The organism is Bradyrhizobium canariense (assembly GCF_019402665.1).
Lineage (GTDB): Bacteria > Pseudomonadota > Alphaproteobacteria > Rhizobiales > Xanthobacteraceae > Bradyrhizobium > Bradyrhizobium canariense.
This window is the reverse complement of record NZ_VSST01000024.1, coordinates 57,183-74,919: the sequence shown is the minus strand read 5'-3', so window position 1 is coordinate 74,919 and position 17,737 is coordinate 57,183. Positions and strand designations below refer to the sequence as shown.

The window sequence follows — 17,737 nt, the reverse complement described above, 5'->3', positions numbered from 1 at the left end:
CATATGAGCGCGGTTCCATTGCGTAACAACAAGGCTGCGGCATCGACCGTCCGCAGCGTCACGGTTCTCGGCGCCACCGGCTCGATCGGCGACAGCACGATGGATCTGCTGCGCGCCTCTCCCGAGCGCTACCGTGTCGAGGCGCTGACGGCGAACAGCAATGTCGAAGCGCTGGCAAAGCTCGCCAAGGAGTTTTCGGCGCGCTTCGTCGCGATCGCCGACACCTCAAAATTTGCCGAGCTCAAGGCCGCGCTCGCGGGCACCGGCACCGAATGCGGCGCCGGTGAAAGCGCAGTGATCGAGGCCGGCGCGCGTCCGGCCGATTGGGTGATGGCCGCCGTGAGTGGCGCGGCCGGGCTGAAGCCGGCACTGGCGGCGGTCGACCGCGGCGCGCATGTCGCGCTTGCGAACAAGGAATGTCTCGTCTGCGCCGGCGATTTCTTTATGCAGCGCGCGGCGAAAGCGGGCGCCTGCATCCTGCCTGCGGATTCCGAGCACAATGCGCTGTTCCAGGCACTCGCCTCGGGCAATCGCGACGAGCTCGTCCGTGTCATCATCACGGCCTCCGGCGGCCCGTTCCGGACCTGGAAGCCTGCCGACATCGAGCAGGCGACACTCGAGCAAGCCCTGAAGCATCCGAACTGGAGCATGGGCCAGAAGATCACGATCGATTCCGCCTCGATGATGAACAAAGGGCTCGAGGTGATCGAGGCTTCCTATCTGTTCGCGCTCTCGCCCGACGAGATCGACGTCCTCGTTCATCCGCAGTCAATCATCCACGGCATGGTCGAGTTCTCCGATCGCTCGGTCGTGGCCCAGCTCGGCGCACCCGACATGCGCACGCCGATCGCGCATTGCCTCGGCTGGCCCGACCGCATCAAGGGTCCCGCCGCCAAGCTCGATCTGGCCAAGATCGGCCAATTGACCTTCGAGGCGCCGGATTTCGAGCGCTTCCCCGGCCTGCGCCTGGCCTTCGATTCGCTCCGGACCGGGAAGGGGGCGACCACCGTCTACAACGCCGCCAACGAGGTCGCGGTCGCGGCCTTCATCGCGGGCAAGATCCGGTTCGGCGCGATTGCCCGGCTGGTTGAGGCGACGCTGGACGACTGGGTTCGTGGCGGGAACCAGGCCCCGCTGACGTCAGCGGACGATGCAATCGCTGTTGACCATGTTGCGCGAAATAGGGCTGCCGCCCTATTGCCTCAAATTGCCTTAAAGGCATCCTAGATGGTTCGGGGCCAGGGCCTTGCGGCGCTGGATGAGGGAATTCGATGATTGACTTTTTCGTCCATAGTTTCAATACGTTGAGCCATGGGCTCCTCGGCTACGCGGTTCCCTTCCTGTTCGTCCTGACTATCGTCGTGTTCTTCCATGAGCTCGGCCATTTCCTGGTCGCGCGCTGGGCAGGCGTTCGCGTGTTAACTTTTTCGCTCGGTTTCGGACCTGAGCTGGTCGGCTTCAACGACCGTCATGGCACCCGGTGGAAGATCTCGGCGATCCCGCTCGGCGGCTACGTCAAGTTCTTCGGCGACGAGAGCGAGGCTTCGACGCCGTCGTCCGAGAAGCTTGCGGCCATGACGGCCGAGGAGCGCGCCGGCAGCTTCCATCATAAGAAGGTCGGCCCGCGCGCCGCCATCGTTGCCGCCGGACCGATCGCCAATTTCATCCTGGGCGCGCTGATCTTCGCCGGCATGGCGCTGTATTACGGCAAGCCGAGCACGATCGCGCGCGTCGACGGTGTCGTCGCCGACGGTGCTGCGGCGGCAGCCGGCTTCAAGATCGGCGACGTCGTCGTCCAGATCGATGGCAAGCCGATCGAAAGCTTTGCCGATATGCAGCGCATGGTTGCGATGAATGCCGGTTCGCCGCTTGCCTTCCAGGTCAAGAGGGACGGCACCATCGTGTCGCTGACCGCGACGCCGGCGCTGCTCGAGCGCAAGGATCCCTTCGGCAACAGCCACCGTCTCGGCGTGCTCGGCATCGAGCACAAGTCTCAGGCCGGAGAGGTCTCGACTTCGCCGGTCGGCGTCGGCGAAGCGCTCAAGATCGGGGTTGAACAGGTCTGGTTCATCATCACCAGCACCTTCAAGTTCCTGGGCTCGTTGTTCGTGGGGAACGGCAATCCGAACGAGGTCAGCGGCGTGCTCGGCATTGCCAAGATGTCGGGGCAGGCGGCCAGCGCCGGGTTCCAGTTCGTGATCAACCTCTGCGCGGTGCTGTCGGTGTCGATCGGTCTGTTGAATCTGTTCCCGATCCCGCTGCTCGATGGCGGTCACCTTATGTTCTATGCGGCGGAGGTCGCCCGTGGTCGGCCCCTGTCCGAGCGGACTCAGGAGATGGGGTTCCGAATCGGGCTCGGCTTGGTGCTGATGTTGATGGTGTTTGCGACCTATAACGACATCCTCCGGATGGCCTCATCCTGATAGGGGCTTTTTTGTGGCGTTGTCGGGCGTTGCTCTTGGGCAACGTCTTGGAATGAAAATGAAATTACGGCGCGCTCGACCGTTTGCGGCGTCGGTGAAATTGTCTACAAGCGGCTTGAACTTGGGGAATCTCCAGACCGGGGTTGGGTCTGGTACGGAATGATAAGGGCGCGTTGCGCAATGAAGTTTGGACTGCGACTCCGGGGGGGCTTGCTCGCAACCCTGATCATGTTCGGCGCGCCGGTGCTTGCCCCGGTTGGGGCTGCCTTTGTGTCTTCGTCTGCGCTTGCTCAGACCGTGCAGTCGATTTCCGTTGAAGGAAATCGCAGGGTCGAGGTGGAGACGATCCGCTCCTATTTCAAGCCGGGTCCCGGCGGTCGCCTCGATCAAGGCGCTATCGACGACGGCCTCAAGGCGTTGATCGAGACCGGCCTGTTCCAGGACGTCAGGATCAACCGCGGTGCCGGTGGCCAGATCGTCGTCTCCGTGGTGGAAAACCCGGTGATCGGCCGCATTGCCTTCGAGGGCAACAAGAAGATCAAGGACGAGCAGCTCACTGGTGAAGTCCAGTCCAAGGCGCGCGGCACCTTCTCCCGCGCCATGGTGCAGTCCGACACGCTGCGAATCGCCGAAATCTATCGCCGTTCCGGCCGCTACGACGTCCGCGTCACGCCTGAAGTCATCGAGCAGCCGAACAACCGCGTCGATCTCGTCTTCACGGTCGAGGAGGGCGCCAAGACCGGCGTCAAGTCGATCGAGTTCGTCGGCAACAACGCGTACTCGTCGTACCGCCTGCGCGACGTCATCAAGACGCACGAATCGAACCTGCTGAGCTTCCTCGCCAGCAGCGACATCTACGATCCCGATCGCGTCGAGGCCGACCGCGACCTGATCCGCCGCTTCTATCTCAAGAACGGTTTCGCCGACGTCCAGGTCGTGGCCGCGCTCACCGAATACGATCCGGAGAAGAAGGGCTTCAACGTTACCTTCAAGATCGAGGAAGGCTCCCAATACCGGGTCGGCTCGATCGACTTCCGCTCCAGCATTCCGAACTTCGATCCCACCTCGATGCGCAACTATTCGCGCGTCAATGTCGGCTCCCTCTACAACGTCGAATCGGTCGAGAAATCGGTCGAGGAGATGCAGATCGAAGCCTCGCGGCGCGGTTATGCGTTCGCCGTGGTCCGTCCCGGCGGCGACCGCAACTTCGAGGCGCACACCGTGTCGGTCGTGTTCAACATCGACGAGGGCCCGCGCACCTATATCGAGCGCATCAACTTGCGCGGCAACACCCGCACGCGCGACTACGTGATTCGTCGCGAGTTCGACGTCTCCGAGGGTGATGCCTACAACCGCGCGCTGGTCGACCGTGCCGAGCGCCGCTTGAAGAACCTCGACTATTTCAAGAGCGTGAAGATCACGACGGAGCCCGGCTCGTCGAGCGACCGCGTGATCCTGCTCGTGGACATGGAAGAGAAATCGACCGGCGATTTCTCGGTCTCGGGTGGTTACTCCACCACCGACGGCGCGCTGGCCGAAGTCTCGGTGTCCGAACGCAATTTGCTCGGCCGCGGCCTGTTCGCCAAGGCGGCGGTGACCTACGGCCAGTATGCCCGCGGCTACTCGCTGTCGTTCGTCGAACCCTATTTGCTCGATTACCGGGTCGCGCTGGGTCTCGACCTCTATCAGCGTGAGCAGAAGTCCAACAGCTACATCTCCTACGGCACCAAGACGCTCGGCTTCTCGCCGCGGCTCGGATTCTCGCTGCGTGAAGATCTGTCGCTGCAGGTGCGCTACTCGATCTACCGGCAGGAAATCACGCTGCCGTCCTACCTGGCGAACTGTAACAACAATGTGGGTTCGGCGGCTTTCAATCCGAGCCCGGCCTTCGCCAATGCAAATGGCATCGACCTGAGCTCCACCAACGGCCTCGGCTGCTACAGCGACGGTGAAGCCTCGCTGCCGGTGCGCAAGGAACTTGCCAACGGCAAGACCCTGACCTCGGCGCTCGGCTATTCGCTGTCCTACAACACGCTCGACAATAACAAGAACCCCACCGACGGTCTGCTGGTCGATTTCCGGCAGGACTTCGCCGGTGTCGGCGGCGACGTCTCCTACCTGAAGACTGTGGTGGACGCGAAGTACTACACTCCGCTGGTGTCCGATATCGTCGGCCTCGCTCGCATCCAGGGCGGCATGCTGAACAAGATGGGCAGCGATCTGCGCATGCTCGATCACTTCCAGATGGGCCCGAACCTCGTCCGCGGCTTTGCCCCGAACGGCATCGGACCGCGCGATTTGAACCCCTTCGGTACGCAGGACGCGCTTGGCGGCACCAAATATTGGGGTGCTTCGCTCGAATTGCAGATGCCGTTCTGGTTCCTGCCCAAGGAAGTGGGTCTGAAGGGCGCCGTCTACGCCGACGCCGGTGGACTGTTCGACTATCAGGGCCCGACGACATGGTCGGTGACCAACGAAATGACCACGACCAAGAACTCGAGCTGCACGCCGTCGACCGTCAATCCAGCTTCGGCTGGAACCTGCACCGGCCTGGTGTATGACAACGGCAATGCGGTCCGGTCGTCGGTCGGCGTCGGCTTGATCTGGGCCTCGCCGTTCGGTCCGCTGCGCTTCGACTACGCCGTGCCGCTGACCAAGGGCAAGTACGACCGTACGCAGGAGTTCCGGTTCGGCGGCGGCACCTCTTTCTAATTCGAACAGCACGGCACGATCCGGACCACGGGATCCCGTTTCCGAAAGGGATCGTGCCAATCCAGGAGATGAGGCATGATGCGGCTTGGCCGCTTCATGCCGAAGCCGGACCGCGACGGGGTGGAATGGCGCAGCCGACCTTCTTCACACAGCCGCCCGCCTCAGCGCTGGCCGACATAGCCACGCTGACCAAGGCGGAGCTGGTCGATCCCGCCAGGGGCGGCCAAATCATCAGGGGTCTTGCTTCGCTCGACGAAGCCGGCCCGATGCACCTGACGTTCTTCGACAATCTCAAATATGCCGATGAGCTCAAGGCGACCAAGGCCGGTGCTTGCCTGGTGAGCCCACGCTTCGAGGCCCGGGTGCCCGCGCACGTCGCCGTGCTGCGGGCGCCACAGCCGTTCCGCGCCTTCGTCAGGATCGCGCGGGAGTGGCACGGCGACGCGCTCCGGCCGCAATCCTGGACCGGCAACGACGGCATCGCGACGTCGGCCATCATCGACCCCACCGCCAGGCTTGAGGACGGCGTGATCGTCGATCCCCTGGCCGTGATCGGTCCTGACGTGGAGATCGGCAGTGGCACGGTGATCGGTGTGGGGGCCGTGATCGGCCCGGGCGTCAAGATCGGCCGGGACTGCAATGTCGGCGCACGCACCGCCATCCAGTGCGCGCTGATCGGCAACGATGTGCTGATCCATCCCGGCTGCTCCATCGGCCAGGACGGCTACGGCTTCATCTTCTTCGGCCCCGAGGGCCACCTGAAAGTGCCCCAGACCGGCCGCGTGCTGATTCAGAACAACGTGGAGGTCGGCGCCGGCACCACCATTGATCGCGGGTCCTTGCGCGACACCGTGATCGGCGAGGGGACCAAAATCGACAATCAGGTCCAGATCGGCCACAATGTGACCATTGGCCGGCACTGCCTGCTGGCAGCCCAGATCGGCCTTGCCGGCAGCCTCACCCTCGGCGACAACGTGGCGCTGGGAGCGAAGGTGGGCATCAACAATCACGTCAAGATCGGGGATGGAGCTCAGGTCACTGCCATGAGCGGCGTCAAGGACGACGTTCCTCCCAACGGACGCTGGGGCGGGTTTTTTGCCAAGCCGACCCGGCAGTGGTTCAAGGAAATTTTGGCGGTCGAGCGCCTGGCGCGCGACAGCAAGGCCGATCCGAAGCAGGAGGAACGGGAGTGACGGACGAAGCACCGGTCAGGTTCGAGCTTGTGGACATCAACATGATCCTGCAAACGCTCCCGCACCGTTTTCCGATGCTGCTGATCGATCGCGTGATCAACATCCGCACCGATTACAGCGGCATCGGCATCAAGAACGTCACCTTCAACGAACCGCCGTTCCAGGGCCATTTTCCCGATCGCCCGGTCTACCCCGGCGTCATGATGATCGAAGCGATGGCGCAGACTGCCGGTGTGATCGGCATCAAATCGGTCGAGGGCACCGACAAGCCGCGCGCGGTCTATTTCCTGACCATCGACAAGTGCAAGTTCCGCAAGCCGGTGCTGCCCGGCGATACCATCGAATATCACATGCGCTCGATCGGCCGCCGCAAAGCCATGTGGTGGTTTCACGGCGACGCCAAGGTCAATGGCCAGGTGGTTGCGGAGGCCGACGTCGGCGCCATGCTGACCGACTGAGCGGGATCAACTTCTCTGGATACGCTCGCGTGCAGGACAAGCGTACCGGCCGCCGCTGACCTCGCGCTTGATGTTCTGGTTGAAGAACTTTCCCATGGACGGTGCGCCCAGCAGGCGCTCGACCGTGTCGACCGGCACGCCGCAATAGCCGTCATAAACGCCATCCACAGCCACGATGAGGGCCTGCTGCGCACGGTCGTAACAGACCCGCTGAAGCACTGTGCTGCGGGTAATGTCGCGGCATTCGTATGTCTTGAGATCGACGAGGCGGTGTTCGGCGGTCTCGATCGTCTCGGATACGATCGGCGCGGCCGCGAGCTGTGCGAATAGAAGTGCCAGGGCCCTGACCACGATACCTGAAGCTCCGCGTGAACTTGTTGACGAACCGGGAAGGCTGCCTCATCCGGCACTTGAAACAGGGAGAGATCATACGTCACTGGACAGATCGGGCATAGTCGCGCTAACCAGCGGAAAACCGAGCGACTTCAACACCTAATCAGACCTTCTTGATGAGTCAGATTGCTTGATGAGTAAGATTGATCCCACCGCACGGATCGCGGACGGCGCCGTGATCGGCGAGGGCACCGAGATCGGACCCTATTGCATCATCGGTGCGCATGTCGTGATCGGCAGTAACTGCAAGCTGATCGGACAGGTCACCGTCATCGGCCACACCTCGATCGGAGATGGCTGCGTGATCTCGCCGTTCGCGGTGCTGGGCGGCGCGCCCCAGGATCTCAGCTACAAGGGCGAGCCCACGAAGCTTGAGATCGGCTCGGGCTGCACCATCCGCGAAGGCGCGACCATGAATGTCGGCACCATCAAGGGCGGTGGCCTGACGCGCGTCGGCAACGACGGCTATTTCATGAACAACAGTCATGTCGGGCATGACTGCATGGTCGGCAACAACGTGATCTTCGCAACCTCGGCGACGCTCGGCGGCCATTGCGAGATCGGTGACTCCGTCTATATCGGCGGCCTGTCCGCAGTGCATCAGTTCACCCGCATCGGCCCCTATGTGATGGTTGGCGGTGTCTGCGGCGTGCGCGACGACGTCATCCCGTACGGGCTGGTCAACGGCCAATATGCGGTGCTTGAGAGCCTCAACCTGATCGGCATGAAGCGGCGCAAGTTCACCAAGCAGCGGCTTGCGACCGTGCGCGCGTTCTATCAGAAGCTCTTCCATGGCCCCGCTACCTTTGCCGAACGCCTGGAGGCGGCGCGGCCGCTCGCCGGTGAAGATCCGGCCATCGGTGAAATCCTCGACTTCATCGGCAAGGGCAAGCGCCCGCTCTGTCTTCCCCCCATCGCGAAGTGATGATGGGATGGCCCCGGGCATGACATCGGCGGCTTCGGAGATTTCATCGCCGGTCGGCGTGGTCGCTGGCGGCGGCGCGATGCCGTTCGCGGTTGCCGAATCGCTCGCCGCCCGCGGCATCACGCCGGTGTTGTTTCCCCTTCGGGGCGCCTGTGACCCGGCACGGGTGGAGAAATTCCGTCATCGCTGGATCTCGGTCGGCCAGCTCGGCCGCGCCATGCGGCTGTTTCGCGAGGAGGGCTGCCGCGACCTGATCTTCATAGGCACGCTGGTACGGCCTTCGCTCTCGGAGGTCCGGGTCGACTTCACGACGCTCCGGCTGCTCGGCAATGTCATCCGCGCTTTCCGCGGCGGCGACGATCATTTGTTGTCCGGCGTCGGGCGTATTCTCGAACAGGGCGGCTTTCGCATGGTCGGCATCAAGGATGTCGCGCCCGACCTCTTGATGCCGGAGGGCTGCATCAGCCGCGCCTGGCCGAGCGACACCGGCAAGACCGACATCGAGCGCGGACGCGCGGTGCTGACCGCGCTCGGTCCGTTCGACATCGGCCAGGCTGCGGTCGTGATCGACGGCCATGTGGTGGCGGTCGAGGACATCGAGGGCACCGATGCGCTGCTCGCGCGGGTGGCACGGCTGCGCGAAGAGGGCCGCATCCGCGCCGCCACCGGGCGGGGCGTGCTGGTGAAGGTCCCAAAGAGCGGGCAGGATCTGCGCTTCGACCTGCCGACGATCGGCCCGCGCACTCTCGAGGGTGTCGCCGCCGCAGGGCTCGCAGGCATTGCCGTCGTCGCGGGCAACACCATCGCCGCCGAGCCGCAGGCAATGATCGCGCTCGCCGACGCCAAATATCTCTTCGTCATCGGCCTGCCGGCGTGATGCAAGGCCGCGATCCCAAGCGCAAGATATTCCTGATCGCCACGGAGGAATCCGGCGACCGGCTCGGCAGCGCCTTGATGAAGGTGCTGCGCCAGCGCCTCGGCGACGGCGTGCAGTTCGTAGGCGTCGGCGGCCACACCATGGCGCGCCAGGGGCTGGAGACGCTGTTTCCGATCGAGCAGCTCTCGATCGTGGGCTTCGCCGCGGTCGTGCAGCAACTGCCGAAGATCCTGCGACTGATCCGCGAGACCGCGGAGGCCGTGACCGAAGCCGCGCCGGACGCGGTCGTCATCATCGACAGCCCCGACTTCACCCACCGTGTCGCCCGCCGCGTGCGGGCGCGCAATCCGGCGATCCCGATCGTCGACTACGTCTCGCCGCAGCTCTGGGCCTGGCGGCCGGGGCGGGCGCGGACCATGCTCGGCTATGTCGACCATGTGCTCGGCCTGTTGCCGTTCGAGCCGGAGGAATATCGCAAGCTCGGCGGTCCGCCATGCAGCTATGTCGGCCATCCCCTGATCGAGCAATTGCCCTCGCTGCGGCCGAACGCGGAGGAGCAGGCGCGCCGCGACGGCGAGCCGCCGGTGTTGCTGGTATTGCCCGGCAGCCGCCGCAGCGAGATCAGGCACCATCTCGACGTGTTCGGCGCGACGCTCGGCCGATTGCGGACGGACGGCCGCCCGTTCGAACTGATGCTGCCGACCATGCCGCATCTCGAAGCCACCATTCGCGAAGGCATCGCGAACTGGCCGGTCCAGCCTCAAATCGTGGTCGGCGAGAACGAGAAGCGCGCCGCCTTCCGCATCGCGCGCGCGGCATTGGCAAAATCCGGCACGGTGACGCTGGAGCTCGCGCTATCGGGCATCCCGATGGTGACGGCCTATCGCGTCGGCGCGATCGAAGCCTTCATCCTGCGCCGCGCGATCCGCGTCTCTTCGGTGATCCTCGCCAATCTCGTGATCGGCAAGGATGTCATCCCGGAGTTCCTGCAGGAAGACTGCACGCCGGAGAAGCTGGCGCCCGCGCTCTCGGAGCTTCTGACCGATTCACCACTGCGCCGGCAGCAGGTGGAAGCGTTCGCCCAGCTCGATCCGATCATGTCGACCGGCAACAAATCGCCGAGCGTGCTCGCCGCCGACATCGTGCTGGCGACGATGCGAAAGGGCAGGCGGGCTAGCTAGGACGTGTACTCACAAGCGGCCCTAGTCCGCTTGGATCCAGCCATTCCAGCATTCAAACCCTCGCTATCCGATTTGGCAAAGAGGCGTTAATCCGAGCTTGAAGCCACATTAGAAGTGAGGTCGGTGTCTCCTTGTGGCGCCAGGGCTGACCTGCCTCGCGCAGCCGGTCGAGGACTCGTGCCCCTGAACGGACATCGCGGATATCCAAATTCTTAATATCAATGGCGCTGCGGTAGCCCAGCAACTGAATGGGATGATGTCCTCGCAGTGGTTAATAGCTTCTCCTGGCCTCTCAGAGCGTCCAGCAGTTCGTCGGCCGAGAAGGGCTTGATCAGGACAGTGAGACCTTGCGCGGAGATCAATTTCATCGTTTGCGACCTGATGTCGCCCGTCATCACGACGGCCGGTAGGTTCAAGCCAAGGGCGACACGCAGGCTCTTAATGGTCTCGATGCCATCCGATGAGCCACGAAGGTTGTAGTCACACAGCAGTACATCCGGGCGCAGACCCTGCTCTTTGATCAGGGTCAAGGCTTCGCTCGCCGTTGCGATAACGGTGGCGTCAATCCCTCTTGCCTTCAACGATCTCTGCAGCGCCGATCGCAGGGACGCCTCGTCCTCTATCGCGAGAACGCTGCCCAGGAAGGCACCACTGCAAGGGGGCACCAGCGACGCCGCTTCTGGCGCATTGGCGCCGGATCGAGCGCGCGGAACCTCGATGAAAAACCGTGTGCCCCTCCCTGCGATAGAACGCACCTCGACCTTGTGATCCAGCATTTCTCCAAGCCGCCTTACGATCGCGAGGCCCAGCCCAAATCCGCCCCGTTCCGCGCCATCAGTCCCCTGGTAGTACTCATCGAATATGTGCGGAAGTTGATCTTCGGTGATACCGATTCCGCTGTCCCACACTTCGATGCGAACCTTGTCACCGACTCGTCGGCATCCAAGCAAAATTTGTCCCCGGTCAGTGTATCGGACTGCATTTGATAAGAGGTTGCGGATCATCTCCGCAAGCATTCGGCTGTCGCTGCGGACGATGAGCCCGGAACGTGCAACGCGCAGTCGGAGTCCTCTTTCCTGCACAGACGCGGCGAAGTCTCTAGCGAGCGGCTCGAAAATTTCAACTAGAGAAAACTCACTCACGGATGGACGCAGTTTTCCGGATTCCAGCTTGTTCACATCGAGCAGGCTGGAGAGGATGCTGGTCATGGTATCCAGCGATTTCCGAATGTCAGCGACAAGATCGTGCGCTTCACCGCTTGAATGGAGCGATTCAAGCGCTGCCTGCAGAAGCTTCAGGGTCTGCAATGGCTGGCGCATGTCATGGCTTGCCGCAGCAAGAAAGCTCGATTTGGCGCGATCGGCTAATTCTGCCGCTTCTAAAGCGCCCTGCAATCGGGACTCCCTTTCCAGAATGGCGTGATGGTGAAGCCTCCGCTCGCTAAACAGGGCAGCAAGAACAAGAGCACCTAATGTGATCGCCAGAATGGTAGCTTGAGCAGTCAGCACACGATCTTCGATCGACAGACGTGCGTCCCCGAAAATGCCGATGGTGAAGATTGTCGTCCAGACGACCGTAGTCGAGCATAAGAACGTGGCAATCGCCGTGAACGCTGAACGAAGGCGAGCCGCGATCCAGAGCAGAAGTGGACAAAGTGCGCTGACCGCCAGCACCGCAGTCCAGGGCTCATTGCGCAAGAAAGCCAGCAGCGCGCATATGAGAGACACCACGCCGAGCGCAAGAACGCCCTCCGCAACTTCCCCCCGCGGCGGGGGAGCGCGCGCTAGCGACGCCAGGCCAATTGCGAGCGGCGTCACCGCAATCGTCCCTGTTGCGGCAGATGAAACCCAGTGAAGCCAGATCACCGCCGGGGACGCAGCCGACCCGTGAAACAGCGCAAATACTGCCGTACCACCAAGGCCGGAAAGGCTCGCTGCAATACCGGTCGCGGCAAATAGCGCAAGTACGCTGCGCAGTTCATTCAACTCGAATGGAGATCCACAAAAGCGGTGGATCAGGCCCGCGATGATGACGACTTCACCGGAGTTCGTGACAGCAAAGAACAACGAACTCCAGATGTTGCGATCGCCTAGCAGGTTAGCCGCAATCGTTGCAGCGACCACTCCGAGCACGACAGGCAGCTGTGCCGCAGGACCAAGCGCGATCAAAATCCCCGAAGCCACCCCCCCCGCTGGCCAGAATAGGGCAACACCATCGGCCGGGTCCAGCAATGCAAGGCTCAGCCGCGCGGTGAGAAAATAGGCGAGTGCCACTGCGAATGTCAAAAGAACGTCTGCGCCGCTTGCGAGCGGGCGGCGAGCCACCATCTGTTTTGCGGTAATCCCCAATGCCTTCCACCACTCGTCTGGGCCCATATCCCTGACGCGCAAAGCCTTCCGGGGCCGCCGCGACGTCGCCAACTCGGCGGCTCTAGCGAGTATAGGCCAGATTTCCGCTCAAGCCATCATGTTGTCTTGCATTAGTCTTCCTGTGGCCCAACTCGGACCCAAGGTGAGATACGCCAACCCGACTGCTATCGGATACGGAGCGGACCTCTATGAGGGAGCTCGGGTGTGTCAGTACACGCTCTAGCCGAGACCAGCGTCGACCTGAAAACATTGGCGCGTGATGCGCTGGCTGTCGTCGGAGGCGAGGAACAGCGCCATGTTGGCGATGTCCTCAGGCGTCACCGCGTCGGGAATGGCCTGACGCGTGCGCAGCTCGGCGATCGCCTGGTCGTCCGGGTACCACAGCCGGCGCTGACGCTCCGTGATCACCATCCCCGGCGCTATCGCATTAACGCGGATGCGGTCGGGCCCGAGCGACCGGGCCAGGGAGTTGGTGAAGCCGACAATCGCGGCCTTCGCCGCGGCGTAGACCGGCAGCCCCGGCGCGCCGCGCATCCAGGCAATCGACGACATGTTGATGATCGAACCGCCGCCGCGCGCCTGCATCTGCGGCACCACCGCTTGCGCTGCAAAGAAGACGTGCTTGAGGTTGACGCCGATCATCCAGTCGAACTCGGCCGAGGTTACCTCGGCCAGTACCTGGCGTTGATCGTTAGCGGCGTTGTTGACGAGAACCGCGGCATCGCCAAGCGATCCCTGAACCTGCGCCATAGCGTCGCGCAAGGCGTCGATGTCGAGCAGATCGCACGGCACGAACAAGGGCGCGGTCCCAGCCGCGGCCTTTACATCCGCGACCAGCGCCCGGCCGGCTGCCTCATCGAGATCCAGGAACGCGACACGAGCCCCTTGCGCCGCGAACGACCGCACGAAGGCGGCACCGATGCCGCTGGCGCCACCGGTGATCAACACCACGCGATCCCTAAGACCGGCATAGCTCGTTCTTGTCATGCGATCAGTCGCTCCGTCTCGGGGTCGAACAGGCAGATGCGGCGGGTGTCGAGCGCGAACGGGGCGGCGGCGCCCGGTGTGGGGCGGATATCCGGCGTGATGCGCGCCAGCGCAGGCTCGCCGCCAAGCCGCAGCAGCACGATCGTTTCGGCTCCCGTCGGCTCGACCATCTCCACCGGCGCGTTGACGACGACGGGCGGATCGGCGGAAAATACGCGGCTGCCCTCGGCGATGCATTCCGGCCTGATCCCGACCACCACGTCTCGGCCGACAAAGGGGGCCGCCGCATCATATTGGCCAAGGCGGAGGCGGACCTCGTCCGGCCGTCCCGCGCCGATCACGACCACCGGCCCGCTGGCGTCAGCCTCCAGCCGTGCCGGCATCGTGTTCATCGGCGGCGAACCCATGAAACGGGCCACGAACAGATTGGCGGGATAGCGATACACGGTGTCCGGATCGGCAAACTGCTGCACCACGCCTCGATGCATCACGGCGATGCGCGTCGCCATCGTCATCGCCTCGATCTGGTCGTGGGTGACATAGACGATGGTGGCGCCGATGCGCTGGTGCAGACGCTTGATTTCCATTCGCATCTCGACACGCAGCTTGGCGTCGAGGTTGGAGAGCGGCTCGTCGAACAGGAAGAGCAGGGGATCGCGCACCAGCGCCCGGCCCATCGCCACACGCTGGCGCTGGCCGCCGGAGAGCTGCGACGGCTTGCGGCCGAGTAGCGGCTCGATCTGGAGCAGCCTTGCCACATTCGCCAGCGCCTTTTCCTGCTCCGCCTTCGCTACGTGGCGGCATTCCATGCCGAAGGTGATGTTCTGGCGCACCGTCATCGACGGATAGAGCGCGTAGGACTGGAACACCATGGCGATGTCGCGGTCCTTCGGCGGAATGTCGTTGACGACACGTCCGCCGATTTCCACGGTGCCTGAGCTCGGGAGGTCGAGCCCGGCGATGATGTTGAGCAGCGTAGACTTGCCGCAGCCGGATGGGCCGACGAGCACGGTGAATTCACCGCTCTCGATGTCGAGATCGATGCCCTTCAGCACCTCCAGATTGGCGTAACGCTTGGACAGGGCGCGAATGCTTAGGGCTGCCATGACGATCCGATCATTTCACGGCGCCGGCGGTGAGGCCGCGCACGAAATACTTGCCGCCGATCAGATAGATCAGCAGGGTCGGCAGGGCGGCGATCATCACCGCCGCGCTTTGCACGCCATGCTGCGGAATGTCGGCGACCGCGGCGGATAGCGCGATCAGCGCGGCGGTGACCGGCTGCTGCTGACCGGTCGTGAATGTCACGCCGTAGAGAAACTCGTTCCAGATATGCGTGAACTGCCAGATCACGGTGACGACCAGAATAGGCGGCGAGAGCGGCAGGATGATGCGCCAGAAAATACGAAAGAACCCTGCGCCATCGATGCGCGCAGCTCTTATCAAATCCGGCGGGATCGCAGTGTAGTAGTTTCGGCAGAACAAGACGGTAAAGGAGAGTCCCTGGATCGTGTGGATCACGACCAGGCCCGTGAGTGTGTTCATCAGGCCCGTATCGCGCAACACGATGGTCCAGGGAAGCAGGCGCATCTGCTGGGGAAGGAAGAGGCCGAGAGTCACGATGCCGTAGATCCAGCTATCGCCGCGAAAGCGCCAGAGCGAAATGGCGTAACCGGCGACAGCACCGAGCAGGGTCGAGAAAATCGTCGCGGGAATCGTGACCAGCGCGGAGTTCAGCATGTACGGCCGGATGCCGGCGCAGGTCTCGGCGACGCAGAAACCGCTCCAGGCGGTGGCGTAATTGCTCCATGCCCATTGTTTCGGCCAGCCGATCATCGAGGCCTGCGCGATCTCCTCGTTGCTACGGAGCGAGTTCAGCACGACGACGGCCAATGGCGCGAGCCACGCCGCAGCGACCAGCGAGACGACGAGATAGATCAGGATCCGGCCTGGCGCGAAGGTTCGCTCACGCATGGATCGCCCGCCGCCGCTGGACGTAACGCCACGCTGCATAGGGCAGCAAGACCGCAAGAAGAATGAGCAACATGAGCACTGCCGCCGCCGCTCCCCGTCCGAGCAGGCTGCGCTGGAACATGAGGTCGTAGACGACGAGGGCCGGCAGCTGGGTGGCGATCCCGGGACCGCCGTTGGTGAGTGCGCGGACGAGGTCGAAGGTCGAAATCGCGAACTGCAGCTGGATGACGATGACGGTGATGGTGATCGGCCAAAGGGTCGGCAGGATGACGCGCCGGTACATTCGGATCGGTCCGGCGCCGTCGATTTGCGCGGCCTTGATCAGGTCGGCGTCGACGGAGCGGAGGCCGGCCAGGAACAGCGCCATGGCAAAACCGGAAGATTGCCAGATCGCGGCGATGACAATGGTCCAGATGGCCATGTCGCGGTCGATCAGCCAGTCGAACCGGAACGAGATCCAGCCTAGGTCGCGAACCAGCTTCTGGATCCCGAGGCCGGGATTGAGCAACCAACTCCAGACCGTGCCGGTGACCACGAATGACACCGCCAGAGGATAGAGGAAGATCGACCGCAGCAGGTTCTCGCCGCGAATACGCTGGTCGAGCAGGATCGCAAGGATGAGGCCGGACGCCAGGCTCAGCAACACGAAGGCGCTGCCAAACAGCAGCAGATTGTCCAAGGCAATCTGCCAGTTCCGCGATGCTGCAACCGCAGAATAGTTGCGCAAACCGACCCAGCCCGAGACCGGGACCAGAGTGGACGGTGTGAACGATATCCAGATCGTCCACAGCGTAAACGCAATGAGGTGCGCGGCGGACATCAGCAGCGGCACCCAGATCGTCAAATATTCGGGCAGCCGGCGTACCCAGTCAGAGGCCGCCGGCCGGCCCGGTGTTGTCGAGACGGCGATCGTCAACGTGAGCTCTCGACGGCCTCGGCGAGGCGTATGGCCGCTTGCTCAGGCTTGATCGTCTTGTTCTTCACGTACTCCGTGATCACGTCGATCATCGCTGCGGTCATCCCGTTTTCCTGCGCCATGTTGTGCGCAAGACTGAGGACGGCCTGATTGCTGGCGATCGCGTCTTTCAGGGCTGCCGCGGTCCGCCGTTGACCGTCCGACCAGCCTTCGCCCGACAGATCGACATCGGTGCGCACGGGGATCGATCCCGTGATCTGCGAATACATGGTCTGGATCGCTGGGTCCATCACGAGCTGGGCCATCAGCGTCTGGCCGGCCTGCAGATCGGCCTCCTTGCGCTGCCAGAATATGAAGGCGTCGGCATTCAACAGGAAGACCGGCTTGCTGTTGTCGCTCGGGCCCGGAGCGATCATGAAGTCCTCGAACTTGAAGCCGGCGTTGCGCAAGACGCCCTGCGCCCACCCGCCCATGATCATCATGCCCATGTCGCCCTCGACAAAGCGCTTCAGGTTGGTCGAAAAGTGCTGGGCGCCGACGTTGGGGTCCATCCAGTCGGCAATCTTGCGCACCTGTACGAAGGCATCCTTTATCTCGGGGCCCTCCAGGGCCTTCTTGTCGAGATTCATGATGGCTGCGCGGTATGCGGCGGGACTGATGCCTGCCAAAGCGGCCTCGAATTTCTGGCCGTCGTCCGGGCGGGTGCCACCGTTGGCGATGGGATAGGGGACTCCGCCTGCTTTCATCTTCTCAGCGAGGTCGTTGAACTCAGCCCATGTGACGGGGACCTTGTCAGCCTTGGCCTTGTCCATCGCGCGTTTGGAAAGAAACAGCATGTTGGTGCTGTAGATCTGCAACGGCAGTGCAATCCACTTGCCTCCCGGTTTGTGCAATTTTGCAAGGTCAGGCGCGACAACCTTTTCGTAGCCGGCGGCAGCGACGACGGCATCGAGATCGACGGTTGGGGCAATCTTCGACCAGGCCGCGATCTCGGGGCCCTTGAGCTGCGAGCAGGCCGGTGGGTCGCCGGCCATGATCTGGGCACGCAGCTTGTTCATCATCTCGGTGGTGAAGCCGGGGACGGGCGAGTGCTGCCAAACCCCGCCTTTCTCTTCGAACTTCTTGCCGAGCGCCGTGATGGCGGCCCCATCGCTGCCTGCGGACCATTGCGAGATCGCAGTCAGACGCGGCTTGATCGCGCCTTGCGCGCGGGCAAAGGCCGGCAGCGCGAGCGCGGCGGCAGATCCGGCGAGCAGTTGGCGCCTTGTTGTCGTGATCGGCATGGCAAGTTCCTCCCGGTGTGAACTCTTTCGCGCGAGAGCCGCGCGG

General features: G+C 63.2%; 15 protein-coding genes. 8 read left to right on the top strand and 7 right to left on the bottom strand.

Annotated elements, in window-relative coordinates; translation table 11 throughout:
• Positions 1-3 precede the first annotated feature (3 nt).
• The 5 genes from dxr (at position 4) to fabZ (ending at position 6,786) form a co-directional block, all read left to right on the top strand.
• Positions 4-1,227, top strand: coding sequence for a 1-deoxy-D-xylulose-5-phosphate reductoisomerase (gene dxr, locus FXB41_RS14115; RefSeq protein WP_219682195.1), 1,224 nt, complete (start codon positions 4-6; stop codon positions 1,225-1,227).
• A gap of 44 nt (positions 1,228-1,271) precedes the next feature.
• Positions 1,272-2,423: an RIP metalloprotease RseP gene (gene rseP, locus FXB41_RS14110; protein ID WP_106945001.1), complete on the top strand. Its 1,152-nt coding sequence runs from the start codon at positions 1,272-1,274 to the stop codon at positions 2,421-2,423.
• A gap of 180 nt (positions 2,424-2,603) precedes the next feature.
• Positions 2,604-5,135 carry an outer membrane protein assembly factor BamA gene (bamA, locus tag FXB41_RS14105; RefSeq protein WP_007603633.1) on the top strand — a complete coding sequence of 844 codons (2,532 nt, stop codon included), beginning with the start codon at positions 2,604-2,606 and terminating at the stop codon, positions 5,133-5,135.
• Between the two features lie 125 nt (positions 5,136-5,260).
• A complete protein-coding gene (gene lpxD / locus FXB41_RS14100) occupies positions 5,261-6,328 on the top strand; it encodes a UDP-3-O-(3-hydroxymyristoyl)glucosamine N-acyltransferase (RefSeq protein ID WP_007603634.1) in 1,068 nt (355 codons plus the stop codon).
• Between the two features lie 41 nt (positions 6,329-6,369).
• Entirely contained in the window at positions 6,370-6,786 is a 417-nt protein-coding gene (gene fabZ / locus FXB41_RS14095; protein ID WP_051058562.1) for a 3-hydroxyacyl-ACP dehydratase FabZ, read from the top strand.
• A 6-nt stretch (positions 6,787-6,792) separates the two neighbouring features.
• Here fabZ and FXB41_RS14090 read toward each other — a convergent pair whose 3' ends face one another.
• On the bottom strand, positions 6,793-7,137 hold the full coding sequence (locus FXB41_RS14090) for a KTSC domain-containing protein (RefSeq protein ID WP_007603639.1): 345 nt from the start codon (positions 7,135-7,137) through the stop codon (positions 6,793-6,795).
• 175 nt (positions 7,138-7,312) lie between these two features.
• Here FXB41_RS14090 and lpxA point away from each other — a divergent pair, with 175 nt between their 5' ends.
• The 3 genes from lpxA to lpxB are packed head-to-tail and all read left to right on the top strand — an operon-like array spanning position 7,313 to position 10,162.
• On the top strand, positions 7,313-8,104 hold the full coding sequence (lpxA, locus tag FXB41_RS14085; RefSeq protein ID WP_219682194.1) for an acyl-ACP--UDP-N-acetylglucosamine O-acyltransferase: 792 nt from the start codon (positions 7,313-7,315) through the stop codon (positions 8,102-8,104).
• A 19-nt stretch (positions 8,105-8,123) separates the two neighbouring features.
• Positions 8,124-8,981 (top strand): LpxI family protein, encoded by an 858-nt coding sequence (locus tag FXB41_RS14080; RefSeq protein ID WP_219682193.1) that lies wholly within the window; start codon positions 8,124-8,126, stop codon positions 8,979-8,981.
• Positions 8,978-10,162, top strand: coding sequence for a lipid-A-disaccharide synthase (gene lpxB, locus FXB41_RS14075; RefSeq protein WP_219682192.1), 1,185 nt, complete (start codon positions 8,978-8,980; stop codon positions 10,160-10,162). Before FXB41_RS14080 ends, lpxB begins: the two co-directional genes overlap by 4 nt.
• Before the next feature lie 218 nt (positions 10,163-10,380).
• On the opposite strand, the gene FXB41_RS14070 is transcribed toward lpxB, so the two are convergent.
• From FXB41_RS14070 to FXB41_RS14045, 6 genes are all read right to left on the bottom strand, one after another.
• Positions 10,381-12,510, bottom strand: coding sequence for a sensor histidine kinase (locus FXB41_RS14070; RefSeq protein ID WP_219682191.1), 2,130 nt, complete (start codon positions 12,508-12,510; stop codon positions 10,381-10,383).
• Positions 12,511-12,750: 240 nt separating this feature from the next.
• Positions 12,751-13,518, bottom strand: coding sequence for an SDR family NAD(P)-dependent oxidoreductase (locus FXB41_RS14065; protein ID WP_219682190.1), 768 nt, complete (start codon positions 13,516-13,518; stop codon positions 12,751-12,753).
• Positions 13,515-14,624, bottom strand: coding sequence for an ABC transporter ATP-binding protein (locus tag FXB41_RS14060; RefSeq protein ID WP_219682189.1), 1,110 nt, complete (start codon positions 14,622-14,624; stop codon positions 13,515-13,517). Before FXB41_RS14060 ends, FXB41_RS14065 begins: the two co-directional genes overlap by 4 nt.
• Positions 14,625-14,634: 10 nt before the next feature.
• Positions 14,635-15,492 (bottom strand): carbohydrate ABC transporter permease, encoded by an 858-nt coding sequence (locus FXB41_RS14055; RefSeq protein ID WP_219682188.1) that lies wholly within the window; start codon positions 15,490-15,492, stop codon positions 14,635-14,637.
• Positions 15,485-16,408: a carbohydrate ABC transporter permease gene (locus tag FXB41_RS14050; protein ID WP_007603650.1), complete on the bottom strand. Its 924-nt coding sequence runs from the start codon at positions 16,406-16,408 to the stop codon at positions 15,485-15,487. The genes FXB41_RS14055 and FXB41_RS14050 overlap by 8 nt, the downstream gene beginning before the upstream one ends.
• Positions 16,405-17,691, bottom strand: a complete 1,287-nt coding sequence (locus tag FXB41_RS14045; protein ID WP_007603651.1) for an ABC transporter substrate-binding protein — start codon at positions 17,689-17,691, stop codon at positions 16,405-16,407. Before FXB41_RS14045 ends, FXB41_RS14050 begins: the two co-directional genes overlap by 4 nt.
• Positions 17,692-17,737 lie beyond the last annotated feature (46 nt).

Bases quoted from the DNA above. Each gene is read 5' to 3' on its own strand.
- FXB41_RS14045 (WP_007603651.1), bottom strand. From the start codon at position 17,691: ATGCCGATCACGACAACAAGGCGCCAACTGCTCGCCGGATCTGCCGCC.
- bamA (WP_007603633.1), top strand. From the start codon at position 2,604: ATGAAGTTTGGACTGCGACTCCGGGGGGGCTTGCTCGCAACCCTGATC.
- fabZ (WP_051058562.1), top strand. From the start codon at position 6,370: ATGATCCTGCAAACGCTCCCGCACCGTTTTCCGATGCTGCTGATCGAT.
- FXB41_RS14065 (WP_219682190.1), bottom strand. From the start codon at position 13,518: ATGACAAGAACGAGCTATGCCGGTCTTAGGGATCGCGTGGTGTTGATC.
- FXB41_RS14080 (WP_219682193.1), top strand. From the start codon at position 8,124: ATGACATCGGCGGCTTCGGAGATTTCATCGCCGGTCGGCGTGGTCGCT.
- lpxA (WP_219682194.1), top strand. From the start codon at position 7,313: ATGAGTAAGATTGATCCCACCGCACGGATCGCGGACGGCGCCGTGATC.
- FXB41_RS14055 (WP_219682188.1), bottom strand. From the start codon at position 15,492: ATGCGTGAGCGAACCTTCGCGCCAGGCCGGATCCTGATCTATCTCGTC.
- dxr (WP_219682195.1), top strand. From the start codon at position 4: ATGAGCGCGGTTCCATTGCGTAACAACAAGGCTGCGGCATCGACCGTC.
- rseP (WP_106945001.1), top strand. From the start codon at position 1,272: ATGATTGACTTTTTCGTCCATAGTTTCAATACGTTGAGCCATGGGCTC.
- FXB41_RS14060 (WP_219682189.1), bottom strand. From the start codon at position 14,624: ATGGCAGCCCTAAGCATTCGCGCCCTGTCCAAGCGTTACGCCAATCTG.
- lpxD (WP_007603634.1), top strand. From the start codon at position 5,261: ATGGCGCAGCCGACCTTCTTCACACAGCCGCCCGCCTCAGCGCTGGCC.